The organism is Aeromonas sp. 604176 (assembly GCF_049170755.1).
In the GTDB taxonomy this organism is placed as follows: Bacteria; Pseudomonadota; Gammaproteobacteria; order Enterobacterales; family Aeromonadaceae; genus Aeromonas; species Aeromonas veronii_A.
The window spans coordinates 24,946-41,002 of the sequence record NZ_JAAKNE010000002.1 but is presented as its reverse complement, the minus strand read 5'-3'; the positions used below and the strand labels follow the sequence as shown (position 1 = coordinate 41,002).

Sequence of the window (16,057 nt, the reverse complement as noted above, 5' to 3'; positions counted from 1 at the left end):
GTTACGGGAGTTCTGTGATGGGTATGACGCCAGCTATGTTTAATAAAATGAAGAATCACTTTCCTGAAAACTTTAATTCGATAATTGAGTTAGGGTGCCAGCAGTTTTATTCATTAAACTCGGCAGAGATAATTGATGAAGAATTAAAGAATTATCAGGATGGTGATTTTACAAAATCTATGTATGAAAACCTAGGTTTAAAATATGATTCTGTGGATGTTTATGATGGGACAATATTTTGCGATTTTAATAGTCAGATGCTCGAGTTATCTCATCAGTATGATGTGGTAACTAATCTTGGAACTAGTGAACATGTTTTTAATCAATATAATGTTTTTGCGTCAATACATAACATTACAAAGAAAAATGGATTAATGATTCATTGTTTGCCTATGAAGCATTCCCCACATGGACTTTTTACATATAATGTTGATTTTTTCATTTCACTTTGTTTTTCAAACAACTATGAAGTCGTTGAGTTAGTATTTGGTTGGAGAGGTACTGATGGTGAGTATACATTTGGCTCATTGTCAGACGTCGTTGAGCATCAGACAACTGAACAATATGCTTTCCTAGTGGCTAGAAAATGTCTGGAAGATAAATTTGTTTCTCCGCAGCAGATAATATATAACCCTTTGATTTCTATTGATAAAGTGATAGCGTTGTGCTCTGATGACATCTATTTGTTGAGCCAAGTTGTTCAATATCCTTTCACGGATAATGTTCTAAATCATACGCTCATCTTCGATGAGGTAAGCAATAGTTATTCTGAAGTACTTCTATATGGTGCTGGTCATATCGGACAGGCCATTTTAAAATTTTCCAAGCACAGGAAAAAAATTAATATTATTGTTGATGAACACTCGCATGCTATGAATGACTTCAAGGTTAACACGTTGGGGGATTTAGATGCTATTAATTCACCAGTCTATATAGCATCGGATTTCTATCGAGAGGAAATTAGACGTGCTTTATTGATGAAATTTGATGGGAGAGTTGTTTTTTTAAACTGATAAATAGCTATAGATATTATAAGTTATTTTATTACTTTCCTTTTGTTTTTAGTCTCCAATTTTTTATGAATTACTCTTTAAATTTATCCTTTGATTCTTCCTTGACGAACCAGTTCGAGCTAGTGTATTGATTTTTAGAGATTCCTATATGTTATAGATTGTTCATTTTTTGAAAAAATGGTATTAATCGCATCAGTTATTATTTAAGGCTGGTAATTTTATTCGACGTATTGTTAACACAGGGTTGTGGGGGCGGCGTGAACATTGTTGTTTTTGATTTCAATAAGAGTGTCGGTGGTGCGGAGACATTTAACTGTAGATTTATTGACTATCTTGTTGGATTAGGTGATTCCGTTGCCGTAGTTGGATACGAGGACTCTGCACTTTTTGGGCTATTGGATAACAAGAGTGTAAAGATAAAAAAGTATATCATTCCAGAAATGGATGATTTCTTTGTTTCTATTTCAAATCAATCGTATCTGGGGGCACTTGGACAGAAAATTATTGATGATTTTTTTGGGGAAGATATATATGTTCTCGCTTCATATTTTGAAGTTTTGCATAGGGCTATGCATGTCTTCAATGGAAATAAAAGAGTTCATATATTGACTGGGATGTTGCATCCAGAAGCTTGGAGTATCTGGGAGCCAGGGATTGGATTTAACGCATCTCGTGCATTCAAACCAAAGTTAATTAATGAAACTTGGCACTACCAGCGCCAATTATTATTAAAGTTGGATCGAGCACATGCAATCTGGTATCCCAATGACATATATCGTAAATATAATTCTGAGTATTTTTCTGTTCCACTTAATCATCACTCATCTGCCACTGTTCCTGTTGAGCCCGTAACACAAAAGATACGGTACAATATTTCTGCTCCAGAAGAGTTTATGAAGGTGCTCTGGCTCGGGAGATTTGACTTTTTCAAGAATGAAAGCATCTTGAGTTTTATTGACAGCTTGAATGTTGTTCTTAACAATAAACCTCAGCTGCATATACTTTTTGATTTGATAGGATATGGATATGCTCTCTATGAGGATGAAGTTGAATCATATAAAAAGCTTGCGCATGAACGCCTTGAAATTCGTATCTTAGGAAAGAGAAATGAATCTGATATATACAGCCTAATTGAATCTGAAAAATATCATTTCGGTGTTGCAATGGGCTCCTCAGCATATCATCTTGCAATGATCGGATTACCTGTGATTGCCATAGACTCTTGTGTTAAAGGATACCGTCGTCTAGTGAAAGGGGTGTGGCTTGATGAAGCTTCAGACGAGTTTGATGAAGGCTCAAGTCTTTATCTCTCGCTAATTGGGGAGCCTTCCCCACAGCGAAATGATATTCATGTTATGCTTGAAGATGTATTCCAATATGGTTTTCTCGAAAATAAATCAAGAAGCTGCTGCAACTATGTTGAACAGTTTCATAATATTGACGTTATCTTGCCGAAAATCAGAGGTTTTTTACTTGAAAGTTCATTTTCAGAGAAATTTACGTATCGATTTAAACGAAATTTGCCAGATGAGTTTTACTATCGATTTGGAAGAAAAAGAAATATTAAAATAGCTATTTTTGGCACTGGCTCTGGCGCAAAAAAATTCTATGGAAAACTTCATTCTGACCTTGTTTTTACTGACAGGGAAATAAAGGTGAAGTGTTTTTTTGATAATGACGATAGTAAATTTGGTGCTATATTTTGTAATGCCCCAATAGAAAAATTTACACTGGAGGCCACCAATGAACTTGATGTGGTTATTATTGCTTCTGATTACTGGCCCGAGATTAAAGCACAGATGATTTCATGTGGTTTAACACGTTCAAAAATATTAAGAGCATACTAACTTGCATAAAAAGATAGCAATCATTCAATCTAATTATATTCCTTGGATAGGCTACTTTGATATTATAAACAGGGTGGACGAATTTATATTTCTTGATTCTGTCCAGTATACAACAAGAGATTGGCGTAACCGCAATAGGATTATGACCACACAGGGTGCTGTATGGTTAACAATACCCGTATGTCATGTTGATAGAAATCAGAGAATATCATCCACAAAAGTTGTCGATAATCTATGGTGTCAGAAACATTTTGCTATAATTAAAGAGCGATACAAAAAGGCGCTTTTTTTTGATAGATATATAGATGAAATTAAATCTTGGTATGAAGATGCACGTGAATTTGAGTATATCTCTGATATAAATATCATGTTTATTAAAAAAATCATGCATTTATTAGGGATCACCACCCCCATCTTTACGGATAGTCATTACTTGAATGGGGGGGGGTTTAGCGATGCAACGGAAAGACTGATCGTCATTGCTGAAAGAGCTGATGCAAGTATTTATTTTTCTGGGCCGGCGGCAAAAAATTATTTAGATATCGGGCGCTTTGAGGAAAGGGGTATCGGTGTTGCCTGGATGGAATATCCTGAATATGCTCGCTATCCCCAGAACGGACCTGGTTTTGATTGCCGCGTCAGTATTATCGATGCTTTATTATGTGCTGGCGGTGATTTTGTTCATAGCGAACTAAATTATTAATAGGAGGACTCATGGCTAAATATGGTTTCTATGATCGACTGTCATCGGAGTTTCCATCACAGGTCATTGTAGATATTGCTGAAATTTGTAATTTAAGATGCATACATTGTCCACACCCTCAATTTAAAGAGTCTGAACATTATTCCGCAAGATTGTTAGACCCTGAACTAAACAAGAAGCTGATCGATGATATAAGAGACAATAGCGACGGACATTGCCAGTATATACGATATACCAGCAATGGTGAGCCACTTATGCATCCACATGCACATGAAATGATCCAGTATGCTGTCGAGCATAGTGGCACGTTTGTCACGTTAACCACTAATGGTACAGTTCTTAATGAGAAAAAACTAAAACAGTTATTAGAAAGTGGCCTTCATATGATTGATGTCAGCATTGATGCCTTTAACGATGAGACTTATGCGAAGATTCGTGGCGGGCGTCTTGAGCAAGTGCGACGTAATATAATTAGAATGATCGAACATATCAAGACAGGGCAATACAGAACTCGTATTGTTGTGAGTTTTATTCGTCAGGCAGGAAATGAAGATGAGGTAGATGATTTTTCTCTTTTTTGGAAAAATCAGGGAGCTGATGAAGTGCTGATCAGGAATTTACATTCGGCGGCAGGTATGTTGGCTCAAGGGGAAGCTCATTCCCATGAGTCAAGGCGCCCATGCTTATATCCATGGGAGCGTTTGACCCTGGATCCAAAAGGTGAGCTTTCTTTTTGCCCGACAGATTGGGCGTATGCATCCAGTTTCATTGATTACAGGAAGACAACGCTAAAAACTGCTTGGCAGGGAGCATTTTTAAACGAACTGCGAGAGGCTCATCTTAATAACGATTTCAAATGCCATACTTTTTGTGGGCAATGTCCTGATTGGAGACTGACAACATGGCCTGATTCAGGAAGAAGTTATGCAAATCTTGTCAGTGACATTAAGGTTATTATGAAATGAAATCATATCGCAATTGGATACCATATAATCGCCCCAATAATATTGGCCATATCACTGAAAGTGATGGAGAATGTTTAGGTATCGGTGTTAATAAAAAAAAATGTGAGGAACTATTACACGATATATATAATGCAAGGCGAGTTTTTTTAACGCCATCCTGTAGTGCATCTTTGGAGATGGCAGCTTTAGCGATGGATTTGCAGCCAGGGGATGAGGTAATACTGCCAAGCTTTACATTTGTTACCTCTGCAAGTGCTTTTGCCTTAAGGGGCGCAAAATTAGTATTTGTCGATATCAGGCCAGACACTTTGAATATAAATGAGCAGCTTATTGAAGAGGCTATTACAGTTAGAACGAAAGCCGTAGTGGTTGTTCACTATGCCGGTGTTGCATCAGAAATGTCTTCTATAGTCGATATATGCAATCGCTATAATCTTGTATTGGTTGAAGATGCTGCACAAAGTATCATGTCAACATATAAAGGACGGCCACTTGGTTCAATTGGTCAATTTGGCTGCGTCAGCTTTCATCATACTAAAAATATTCATGCCGGTGGTGAGGGCGGGGCTTTTTTAGTAAACGAAGATAAGTACCATGGTATATGTGAAATCATTCAGGAGAAAGGAACTGATCGTTCAAGGTTTTTGCGTGGAGAGGTTGATAGATATACATGGCAAATTTTATCATCTAGTTATGTAATGTCAGAGGTTCAAGCTGTAGTCTTGTTGCAGCAATTACAAAACGCGAGAGAAATTACGAATGCTAGATTAAAAAAATGGCTTTTTTATCATACATGTTTATCTGAGTTGGCTAATGCTGGAGTGCTCACACTTCCTGCCGTTCCGGCACATGTTGAGCATAATGCTCATATATATCATATAAGAACAAGATCCCCTGACGAACAACAGGGATTATTTAAATTCATGCGCAATCTTAATGTGGAAGTTACCTCACACTTTGTACCTCTGCATTCTAGTCCGGCTGGTATTCGATATGGTAGATTTCATGGCGATGATATAAATACCACAGCGGTTTCTAGAATGCTGTTACGTTTACCTTTACATGCAAGCCTGACTGAGTCGGAGCAAGTATTCATTATTGATGCGGTCAGACACTTTTTTGTAGTCAATAATTAAAGCTAATCATAAATTTAAATGAATTAGATGCATTTTATTAATGATCTTATAAATATTCATAAGCTATAATATTTGTAATATACATATGGATATTGGCACTCAGTAAGATAATGATTTCACCTTAGCGTATAACCAAAAGCAATTTTTAACAGGTATGTCGTATGAAATATTTTGTAACTGGTGCAGCGGGATTTATCGGTGCGAAGGTGTGCGAACTACTGTGCTTGAAAGGGTATCAGGTTATAGGTATTGATAACCTAAATGATTACTATGAGGTATCTCTTAAATTAAGTAGACTTGAACAGTTAACTCCATTTTCTAACTTCAAGTTTGTAAAAATGGATGTCTCTGATAGAAAATCTATCCTGACTCTTTTTTCCAAAGAGAAGTTTGACAGAGTAATTCATCTTGCCGCTCAAGCCGGTGTTCGCCATTCAATGGAGTCTCCCTTTTCTTATATTGATAGCAACGTAGACGGATTTTTGGCAATTCTGGAAGGTTGTCGTCATCATCATATTGAGCATCTTGTTTATGCATCTTCTAGCTCCGTATATGGAATGAATGAGGAAATGCCATTTAGAGTGAGTGAACCCACTGACCATCCTATTTCGTTATATGCAGCGACAAAAAAAATGAATGAGCTGATGGCGCACACATATTCTCATTTGTATGGTATCCCAACCACAGGATTGCGTTTTTTCACAGTTTATGGCCCGTGGGGACGGCCGGATATGGCATTATTTAAATTTACTAAATGTATGCTGTCTGGACAGCCAATAGATGTATATAACAATGGTCTGTTAAGCCGAGATTTCACATATATAGATGACATTGCTGAAGGTGTGATCCGGGTAGCGGACGTGATACCGGTTGAAAATTCTGCCTGGCGTTGCGCAACTGGTTCTCCAGCTGATAGCAGTGCCCCTTATCGTATATTTAACATTGGTAATGGTAGGCCGATTAAAATAGTTGATTTTATTCAATCTCTCGAGCAAGCGCTGGGGGTTAAAGCTATAAAAAATATGATGCCCATGCAGTCGGGTGATGTTTATGCGACATGGGCGGATACTGAGGATTTATTTGCTACTATTTCATATCGCCCATCAATGAAGATAGAACAGGGCATACAGAATTTTGTTGAATGGTATCGCTCTTATTATCAATTTTTGGATGTGAAGGTTCAATAATGAAAATTGCCGTTGTCGGTATAGGTTACGTAGGTTTGTCTAATGCAATATTGTTAGCTCAGAACCATCATGTTGTTGCGTTTGATGTCAATCCAGAAAAAGTGTCCATGATTAACAGGCGACAATCTCCAATTATTGATTCTGATATCGATCTGTTCTTTAAACAACGGACTTTGGATCTTACCGCAACCTTGAATAAATCAACCGCTTACGAACATGCTGACTATATTATAATTGCGACGCCCACTAATTATGATCCTGATACAAATTGCTTTGATACTGCGTCGGTAGAGTCAGTTATTTTTGATATTATGGAAATTAATCCTGAGGCAGTAATTGTAATCAAGTCTACTGTTCCTGTTGGTTTTACCGCTAAAATGCGGATGACTCATAATTACGAGAATATTTTCTTTTCCCCCGAGTTTTTACGTGAAGGGAGAGCATTATATGATAACCTTTATCCATCACGTGTTATAGTCGGGGCAACAAGTGAATATGCACGAACATTTTCTAGACTTATGATTGATGGGGCAATAGAAAAAAATGTGCCAGTCATTTTTACTGAAAGTACGGAAGCAGAGGCTGTAAAATTATTTGCTAACACATATCTGGCGATGCGAATCGCATTTTTTAATGAGTTGGATACATATGCCCAAAAAAATAATCTAGAAACAAAGGATATTATTGATGGTGTTTGCCTGGACCCTCGTATTGGCCACTATTACAACAATCCATCTTTTGGTTATGGAGGTTATTGTCTGCCAAAAGACACCAAGCAGCTTCTGGCAAATTTCAACCAAGTGCCCAGCAACCTGATTAGAGCTATTGTTGATGCTAATACAACGAGAAAAGATTTTATTGCCGATACAGTTATCGCGACTAATCCTAAACGAGTGGGTATTTATCGACTAGTTATGAAGGCTGGTTCGGATAATTTTAGAGCATCGGCAATACAGGGAGTCATGAAAAGAATCAAGGCGAAGGGTATTGAGGTTGTTGTTTATGAGCCATCCTTAATGGAACCTTATTTCTTTAGGTCAAAAGTCATCACTGAAGTATCCGTATTTAAAGGTATGTGTGACATTATACTTGCCAACCGAATGAGTCCTGATTTAGCCGATGTGATTGATAAGGTCTATACACGAGACATTTTTGGCTACGACTAAAGCAGACTGCATATTTTCAATTGCTGTGCTTTTGTCAAACCAGGAAAGAGTGGCAAGGTCATTGCGCCTGCGTAAAATTGCTCAGTAGAGGGCAGGGTAGTATGAGTCCACTTTTGATACCAAGGTTGTTTGTAAATAGGTATATAGTGCACGTTGGCGCCGATATCCTGTGCACGTACTTTTTGGAAGAGCGCACTGCGTTGTTCAGGGGCTACATGGTGAACATAGAGATGGAAGGCACTACGCCGCTCGGTGTTGAAATGACGAGGTAGCTGGTGTGGTGCCAGTCTTTCGAAGTAGTACTGGGCAATCTCGTTACGCGTGTGAATCCATGTCTCCAGATTGGCCATCTGGCTCAACCCCAGCGCAGCCTGAATGTCGGTCATGCGGTAGTTGAAGCCGAGCATCTGCTGCTCATAGTACCAAGGGCCGTCCGGCTCATTGATAAAGTCTTCCGGTTCACGGGTGATGCCATGGCTGCGGAGCATGCGCATCATCTTGGCAAGCGCAGGGTCGTTGGTCATGGCCATGCCACCCTCGCCAGTGGTGATGATCTTCACCGGGTGGAAGCTGAATACTGTGATGTCGCTATAGCGGCCATTGCCGGTAGGCTCACCATGATAACGGGCACCAAGGGCGTGGCAGGCATCTTCGATGATCTTGAAACCGTACTTTTGTCCCAGGCGGTGGATCTCCTGTATGTCGCAGGGGAGGCCGGCAAAGTGCACCGGTATGACTACTTTGGGTAGCTTTCCTTCCGCCTTGGCTGCAATCAGCTTCCTCTCCAGCTCCAAAGCGCACATGTTACCGGTATCTGGTTCAATATCGACAAAATCGACTTGTGCACCGCAGTAGAGAGCACAGTTGGCGGATGCAACAAAGCTGATGGGGGATGTCCAGACCCAGTCGCCGGGGCCAACGCCAAGTGCCAGACAGGCTACATGGAGTGCTGCGGTACCTGAATTGACTGCCACCCCGAATTTGGCTCCACAGTAATCGGCTACTGCTTGCTCGAAGCGGGGGACTACGGGTCCCTGGGTCAGGAAGTCGGACTTGAGAATGTCCACAACAGCATCGATATCTGCCTGGCTGATGGATTGGCGGCCATAAGGGATCATTCAGTTCTCCCCTTTTGGTTCATTTTCAAAAGCTGTTCAATGGAGAAAAAGTCAGGGTTGCTTCGAGAGTTGTATTCAAATCCCTGCTCGACCATCTTTCCTTTTTCGCCCGCAGCTGTCTTGGAGAAGTCGTTGTTGCGATTATTGAAGTTGATTGTTGGGCCGATCACGAAGAAGTCATCAAATTCAAAGGTGTGATAAGAGTCATCGGCAGGGCACATTACTTCATGGAGCTTCTCTCCCGGGCGAATGCCGATGATCTTGTGTGGCAGGTTTGGTGCCATGGCACTGGCCAAATCTGTGATGCGAACAGATGGCAATTTGGGAACGAATATTTCCCCCCCCTTCATCCGCCCAAAATTATCCAGAACGAAATCCACCCCTTGTTGCAAGGTGATCCAGAAACGAGTCATCTCTTCATGGGTGATGGGCAAGGCATCAATACCCTGATCAATCAGCTTTTGGAAGAAGGGAACAACAGAACCGCGGGAACCAACAACGTTGCCGTACCGAACGACTGCAAAACGGGTGGGGTCTTGCCCCGCAATGTTGTTGGCCGCCACGAAGAGTTTGTCTGATGCGAGCTTGGTGGCGCCATAGAGATTGATCGGGTTGGCAGCTTTGTCAGTGGAGAGGGCAATAACTTTTTTGACTTGATTGAGCAAAGCGGCCTGGATCACGTTCTCTGCACCATGGATATTGGTTTTAATACACTCCATGGGGTTGTATTCAGCGGCTGGAACCTGTTTCAGTGCTGCTGCATGAACCACGTAATCGACGCCACGCATTGCCATGGTAAGCCGGTTGGCGTCTCGGACATCACCGATAAAATAGCGCATGCAGGGGTCGTTAAACTCCTGTTGCATCTCGAACTGTTTCAGTTCGTCACGAGAATAGATGATGAGCCGTTTCGGCTTATAACGTTCCAGTACTGTCTTGACCAATCGTTGGCCAAACGAGCCGGTGCCACCTGTGATCAGTAGCGTTTTATCGTTGAACATTGTGGGCATCTCGTCATAAAAACAGTAGATGAATCATATGCTAGCAAATAAAGTACCAGCTTTTTTGGCAAAGAGTGTGATCCATTCACAAAAACAGTTTCAAAGATTTGGGCGCACCCAGACCACCTCGGATTGGCTCGCATCAGTAGAGCTTTATCAAGATGTGCTGGAGCTCTGCGTGCTTAGCTGAATAGCCTGGCAAACCTCTTCAACCCCATTGAGGGCTCTCGGGGTGAAGCGGTGTAGTTCATCCGAGTTGATCAAATCGAGTCGCTGGTGCTGCACCGCATCGAGATTGGGCCACTTTTGCCAGTGATTCAGGGCGTCAGGATCTTGACTCCCCGCCAGGATCAGCGTGGGGTTCGCTTTGATCACCTGTTCCATGTCCACTTGAGGGTAGGGGGTCTTGGCATTTGCCATGACGTTGACCCCGCCGCAGAGTTCGATGGCCTGAGCCGGCCAGGCATTGCCACTGACGCTGGTGAGCGGTGGGTACCAGAGCTGGTAGAACACCTTGACGCCGGTTGATTGTCCATAACGCTGTTGCAGCTCATGCAGGCGCGCCAGATAGCGATCGGCGGCCTCGTTGGCACTCTTTTCCACACCCAGCAATTTGCCCAGGGCCCGCATCTCGGTGGCCAGCGAGGCAAAATCGGTGGGCTCTGAGTAGAAAATCGGGATCCCCAGTTGTTCCAGCGGTGCCAGCATTCGTGACTGGGCCGAGCGCCAGCCGAGGATCAAGTCCGGCTTTTGTGCCAGCAGGGCCTCGACATTGATGCTGCGATAATTGGCCACCTTGGGCTTGGTTTTCACTTCGGCGGGATAGTCTGAGGCATCATCAACGGCCACCAGTTTGTCACCGGCACCGATGTCGTAAAGCAGTTCGGTAAGATGGGGTACCACGCTCACCACCCGGCTCGGAGTCGCGGCAAACAGTACGCCGGGCAACCAGGCCAGCAGCGCGCAGGGCAGCCAAGTCGGCAATCGCAGCCATCTATCCATGAAATAACCCCGCTATCGTGACAACCAGCGCCAGTATCAACCAGCCCCAGCCGCATCCTTGCAGAATGTTGAGCACCTTGCGCGGAGTCTCGCTATCTGGCTCAGCACCTGTGCCGATGACTGGCCAGCGCTGGAGAGCCCCCTGATAGTAGCGAGGGCCACCAAGGCGGATCCGGCACTTGTCTACCAGCAGGGTGAGCAGCATCCCCATGGCGGGATAGGGCCAGAGCGCGCCACTTCGCAGCAACTGCGCTGCCTGCTTGAGACGGCTTGCCAGCAGTGGCAGCCCCAGCAACAAAATGACGGGGGCATTGAGCCCCTGATAGAGGGTGCTGGCGGCGCGACCAAAATGGTCGAAGGCGGGATCTTTGCGACTCCAGCTCAGGTTCATCAGCTGCACCAGCCGCCAGAGCAGGGCGCCCTGTACGCCAGCCAGGGCAAATCCCAGCAGCGGGCCAGCCCATTGGCCCACCAGGCGCAGGGCGCAGCTCTCCGTCACTGCTTTGGCGAGCCCCATGGTCGAGAGTTTACCGGTCTCCCGCTTGAGCCAGGGGGCAGACTGCAATCTCGCCAGCGGCAGGGTCTCCTGGGTGGCGAGCGAGCGGGTGGCATGGGCGAGTTCGCGTAGTGGGCGGGATTCGAGCATCAGCAGCAGGAACAGCAGGTCGAAGACCGGCTCGCTCAGGGCCAGATTGCGAAGCGACCAGAGCCCGGCTGCGCAGGGGAGCCAGACTACCAGCATTGCTAGCAGGCCGGCCTGCATTTGCTGGCCGGGTGAACCATCGGGTCTGTGTACCTTGTGCCCCAGCCGGGTCAGCAGGGGCGTGACGGCCGAAAGACGCAGATGGGATGGCCACGGGATCACCGCCTCCAGCAGGGCTGCCCCCACCAGAATGGCCGCCGTCGTCGAGAGGAGGGCGTCGGCCATCAAATCAAGCGAGCCGGTCTCGCTCACAGCTTGCCGAGCATCTTGATGATCACTTCGGCGGAGTGCTTGCCGGCCACTTCGATGAAGGCATCGAAGGATTCAACCTGTTCCTTGCCGGCGATATCGGACATGGCGCGTACCACCAGATAGGGCACTTTGAACATGTGGCACACCTGACCGATGGCGGCACCCTCCATCTCGACCGCCAGCATCTGCGGGAAGTCGGCGCGAGCCTTGGCGATGGCGTCCGGTTTGCACATGAACTGATCGCCGGTACAGATAAGGCCAACCTTGGTCTGGTGCTTGCCCTGCTCGGCGATGCAATCCTGAGCGACCGCGATGAGCTTCTCGTCGCAGGGGAAGGCGGCGGGTTGCTGCGCCATCTGGCCCATCTCGTAACCAAAGGCGGTCACATCGACATCGTGGAAACGCATCTCGCTGGCGATCACCACATCACCGATGTGCAGATCCTGGGCAAAGCCGCCCGCAGAGCCGGTATTGATGACGTAGTCGGGAGCGAATTTTTCCAGCAGCAGGCTGGTGGCGACGCTGGCGGCGACCTTACCGATACCGGAGCGGGTCAGGATCACCTCTTTGCCTGCCAGCATCCCTTGATAGAACTCGCAGCCGCCCAGTTGCAGGGTGGTGGGGTCGCTCATCTGGCTGCGCAGCAGGGCTACTTCTTGCTCCATGGCGCCGATAATACCTACTTTCATTGCTGACCTCGTCTTGATAGCCGTGTGGCTGAATTTAAGTTGCTGTAGATCATAACAAAAGATGTCGTCGGCGCCGAGAGGCACAAGCGAAAGGAGAGATGACGTGCGGCGCTCCATATGGGAGCGCCGCAGGTGACAAAAAGCATTGATGAGGAGGGGAGAGGGCCTTTAGCCGAGCGCGGTATCGAGGGTCATCATCAGGGCAAAGCCTGCCATCAGACCGAGGGTTGCATAGGTCTGGTGACCGTTGCGGTGGGTCTCCGGGATCACCTCGTGCGAGACCACAAATAGCATGGCGCCGGCGGCGAGTCCAAGTCCGATGGGGTAGGCGATGGCAAGACCGCTGGAGAGCCCGACCCCGAGCAGGGCGCCAACCGGTTCGAGCAGGCCGCTGGCGATGGCAACCAGCACGGCGACAGAGGGGCGAAAACCGGCAGCGCACATGGCCAGCGCCACCGCCAATCCTTCCGGAATATCCTGTAGTGCGATCGCAGTGGTAAGCGGCAGCCCCACCGACATATCACCCTGGGAGAAGCTCACCCCGATGGCCATCCCCTCCGGCAGGTTGTGCAGGGCGATGGCAAAGACGAACAGCCAGACCCGGGAGCAGCTCTCGTGGCCGGGGCCGCAGGGACCGGTTTTGTCATGCTCGTGCGGGGTGAACTGATCCAGCCCCAGCATCAACAGCACCCCGAGGGTCATGCCGACCACCACCACGGCGGCGGCGCTAAAGCCGTTGCCGGTGATCCCCTCGGCGGCCTCCAGCCCCGGCAGCAGCAGGGAGAAGGCGCTGGCAGCCAGCATCATGCCGGCGGCAAAGCCCAGCATGGTGTCCTCTACCTTTTGCGGTACCGAGCGCAGAAACAGGGCGGGCAGGGCGCCGATGGCGGTGGCGGCAAACCCGGCGGCACCACCGATCAGGCCGTAGCGCACGCCGCTGGTCACCTCGCCGGTAGCGAGCATGATGAGACTCTGCAACAGCAGCAACAAGACGGCAGCCAGCGCGATAAAGAGACCGAGGGCGGTAAGTGGCCGCGCCTGCAGTTGTTCACGCAGCTGGGCAGACCAGGTTGAAGCAGGCAGATACGAGCTGTTATCCATAAACAAGGCCTCTTGTTACAGCAAATTGTTACAACGAAGGGGGATGGTGCTCCGCCATCGGGTCATGTTGGTCATTACAACGAGTTGATGGCACCTTGTCCATGCCACTGCCTCGATTGCATTTATCGGTTAACTATTTGAAATGATTTGGTCGCTATAAATATTTTGTGATGAATGTCGGGTTGTGAAGGAAATCAGCTTGCATTCATTTGGTGAAATCTGGTGAGGCGTTAGGCGATATTGTGATAGAGTGCGCGCCTCGCGAAATCGTCCTTCCCCCGCTTTCGCAACCTTCCATCTCCCGTCAGGAATGGCCGGGATCAGCTCATACGGATGTGATCGCTACTGTTTACCTGCTTGTCAGCAGTTGAGGATCAACAGCCAATCATGTTTTACAAGAATCTCTCCATCGGCAAAAAGATTGCCGTGGTTTTTGCGGTCATTGCCGCAGTCAACGTTGTCTTCGGTGTTTTTCTCTCCAGTGAATTGCGCGGCGTGCGCGATCGGGTGTTGAATTTTACCGACTCCACTTTGCCGAGCGTGCTCTCGGTCGAAACCCTGCTCTACGACGTCTCTTATGTACGTCGGGCCCAGTTTGCCCTGCTGATGGTGGATGATGCTGCCGACCTGCAGGCCCGCCGTGGCCGTATTCAGGAGAATATTCGCAAGGTTGACGAGGCATTTCGTGCCTACGAGGCGACCGTAGGGGCCGACAACGAGCGCCAGGTGTTTAACCAGGCCAAACAACAGTGGCTCACTTATCAACGTTCGGTAAACGAGTTTGATATGCTGCTGGTGCAGGGTCAGCATGATCAGGCCAAAACCCAGCTGTTTGCCTCCAACCCGCTCTTCGGGGCGCTGGAGCAGGCGGTCAACTCGCTGATCCAGGTGAACCTCGGTTTCGTCAAAGAGAACCGTGGCAGCCTGCTTGGCAGCGTCAGCATGGTGACCACCTTTGCCATGGTGAGCATCGGTGCCCTGCTGGTATTCATGGTGGTGATGACCTGGTTCCTGACCCGCCAGATCTGCCTGCCGCTGCAAGCCGTAGTGGCTCAGGCCAATGCCATTGCCGCCGGCGATCTGACCCATCAGCTGGAGCGTCAGCACATCGGCCGCGACGAGCTGGGCATGCTGGCCAAAGCCTCTCTCAAGATGCAGGACAACCTGCGCGGTCTGATCGAAGAGGTAGTGGCTGCTGTCACCCAGCTTGGCACTGCCATCGAGGAGGTGAGCGCCGTCTCCGAGCAGTCCGCCAAGGGCATTCAGAGCCAGCAGCAGGAGATCTCGCTGGTGGCGACCGCGATGACCCAGATGAAGGCCACCGTGGCCGATGTGGCTGGCAATACCGAAACCGCCTCCAGCTCCGCCAGTTCAGCCAATGCGCTGGCCCGCAGCGGCAATCAGGATGTGCAGCGTTCGCTGGTGGCCATCACCCGGGTTGCCGAGGAGATCGAGCAGGCCGGTACGTTGGTGACCGAGCTGGAGCGTGAATCCGCCCAGATCAACGTCGTTGTGGATGTGATCCGCGGCATTGCCGAGCAGACCAATCTGCTGGCCCTCAATGCGGCCATCGAAGCAGCCCGTGCCGGCGAGCAAGGTCGTGGCTTTGCCGTGGTGGCCGATGAAGTACGCACTCTGGCGGGTCGTACCCAGGCATCGACCGGCGAGATCGTGGCCATCATCGAAACCCTGCAGGCGCGTGCCAATCAGGCCAAAGAGGTGACGGGCCAGAGCTGCGAAATGATCCGCCTGTGTGTGGATCAGAGCGAGCAGACCAGCAACGGCATCCAGCAGATTGAAGAGGCGGTCGCCCAGATTGCCGACATGGCGATCCAGATTGCCAGCGCCTGCGGCGAGCAGGATGCGGTCTCCGACGAGCTGGGCCGCAACGTCGAGCGGATCAACGAGTCCGCCAACGAGGTGGCTCTGGGCGCCGATCATACTGCCCGTGCCTGTCTGGAGCTGAGCCAGCTGGCGGTGGGTCTGAAGCAGACCATCGGTCGTTTCCGCCTCGCCTGATAAAGGGACTGGCGTACGCCGGCCTCTTCATTCATAAAAGTCGGGGCGCTTTGCATGCCCTCACGACACCCGGCCATGTGCCGGGTGTTTTTTTATCTGGCGATGGGGACGAGGCCTGATGGTTGGGGTTCTTCGCAAGGGGATGAAGGTCAGGG

Annotated in this window: 14 protein-coding genes; 8 read left to right on the top strand and 6 right to left on the bottom strand. The window is 47.7% G+C overall.

The window, feature by feature from the left end:
• Positions 1–14: 14 nt before the first annotated feature.
• From G5358_RS00590 to G5358_RS00560, 7 genes are all read left to right on the top strand, one after another.
• Positions 15–1,013, top strand: a complete 999-nt coding sequence (locus G5358_RS00590) for a hypothetical protein (protein ID WP_227340778.1) — start codon at positions 15–17, stop codon at positions 1,011–1,013.
• 257 nt (positions 1,014–1,270) lie between these two features.
• The gene (locus G5358_RS00585; protein ID WP_421323391.1) at positions 1,271–2,860 is read left to right on the top strand and encodes a hypothetical protein; all 1,590 of its coding nucleotides are present in this window, start codon (positions 1,271–1,273) and stop codon (positions 2,858–2,860) included.
• Position 2,861: 1 nt separating this feature from the next.
• Positions 2,862–3,563 carry a WbqC family protein gene (locus G5358_RS00580; protein WP_421323390.1) on the top strand — a complete coding sequence of 234 codons (702 nt, stop codon included), beginning with the start codon at positions 2,862–2,864 and terminating at the stop codon, positions 3,561–3,563.
• Positions 3,564–3,574: 11 nt separating this feature from the next.
• Positions 3,575–4,528, top strand: coding sequence for a radical SAM/SPASM domain-containing protein (locus G5358_RS00575; protein ID WP_216953974.1), 954 nt, complete (start codon positions 3,575–3,577; stop codon positions 4,526–4,528).
• The gene (gene rffA / locus G5358_RS00570; RefSeq protein ID WP_216953973.1) at positions 4,525–5,664 is read left to right on the top strand and encodes a dTDP-4-amino-4,6-dideoxygalactose transaminase; all 1,140 of its coding nucleotides are present in this window, start codon (positions 4,525–4,527) and stop codon (positions 5,662–5,664) included. Before G5358_RS00575 ends, rffA begins: the two co-directional genes overlap by 4 nt.
• Positions 5,665–5,825: 161 nt before the next feature.
• On the top strand, positions 5,826–6,851 hold the full coding sequence (locus G5358_RS00565; protein ID WP_421323389.1) for an NAD-dependent epimerase: 1,026 nt from the start codon (positions 5,826–5,828) through the stop codon (positions 6,849–6,851).
• Positions 6,851–8,017 (top strand): nucleotide sugar dehydrogenase, encoded by a 1,167-nt coding sequence (locus tag G5358_RS00560; protein ID WP_421323388.1) that lies wholly within the window; start codon positions 6,851–6,853, stop codon positions 8,015–8,017. Before G5358_RS00565 ends, G5358_RS00560 begins: the two co-directional genes overlap by 1 nt.
• Here G5358_RS00560 and pseC read toward each other — a convergent pair.
• The 6 genes from pseC to G5358_RS00530 form a co-directional block, all read right to left on the bottom strand.
• Positions 8,014–9,135, bottom strand: a complete 1,122-nt coding sequence (gene pseC / locus G5358_RS00555) for a UDP-4-amino-4,6-dideoxy-N-acetyl-beta-L-altrosamine transaminase (RefSeq protein WP_421323387.1) — start codon at positions 9,133–9,135, stop codon at positions 8,014–8,016. The two genes, G5358_RS00560 and pseC, sit on opposite strands and share 4 nt — an antisense overlap.
• On the bottom strand, positions 9,132–10,136 hold the full coding sequence (gene pseB, locus G5358_RS00550) for a UDP-N-acetylglucosamine 4,6-dehydratase (inverting) (protein ID WP_421323386.1): 1,005 nt from the start codon (positions 10,134–10,136) through the stop codon (positions 9,132–9,134). The genes pseC and pseB overlap by 4 nt, the downstream gene beginning before the upstream one ends.
• 156 nt (positions 10,137–10,292) lie before the next feature.
• Entirely contained in the window at positions 10,293–11,138 is an 846-nt protein-coding gene (locus G5358_RS00545) for a cobalamin-binding protein (RefSeq protein ID WP_421262778.1), read from the bottom strand.
• Entirely contained in the window at positions 11,131–12,093 is a 963-nt protein-coding gene (locus G5358_RS00540; protein WP_421323385.1) for a cobalamin biosynthesis protein CobD/CbiB, read from the bottom strand. The genes G5358_RS00545 and G5358_RS00540 overlap by 8 nt, the downstream gene beginning before the upstream one ends.
• Positions 12,090–12,782, bottom strand: a complete 693-nt coding sequence (gene mtnN, locus G5358_RS00535) for a 5'-methylthioadenosine/S-adenosylhomocysteine nucleosidase (RefSeq protein ID WP_421323384.1) — start codon at positions 12,780–12,782, stop codon at positions 12,090–12,092. The genes G5358_RS00540 and mtnN overlap by 4 nt, the downstream gene beginning before the upstream one ends.
• Positions 12,783–12,950: 168 nt before the next feature.
• Positions 12,951–13,883, bottom strand: a complete 933-nt coding sequence (locus G5358_RS00530) for a ZIP family metal transporter (protein ID WP_019446013.1) — start codon at positions 13,881–13,883, stop codon at positions 12,951–12,953.
• Between the two features lie 387 nt (positions 13,884–14,270).
• Here G5358_RS00530 and G5358_RS00525 point away from each other — a divergent pair, with 387 nt between their 5' ends.
• Positions 14,271–15,902, top strand: coding sequence for a methyl-accepting chemotaxis protein (locus G5358_RS00525; protein WP_421323383.1), 1,632 nt, complete (start codon positions 14,271–14,273; stop codon positions 15,900–15,902).
• Positions 15,903–16,057: the final 155 nt, after the last annotated feature.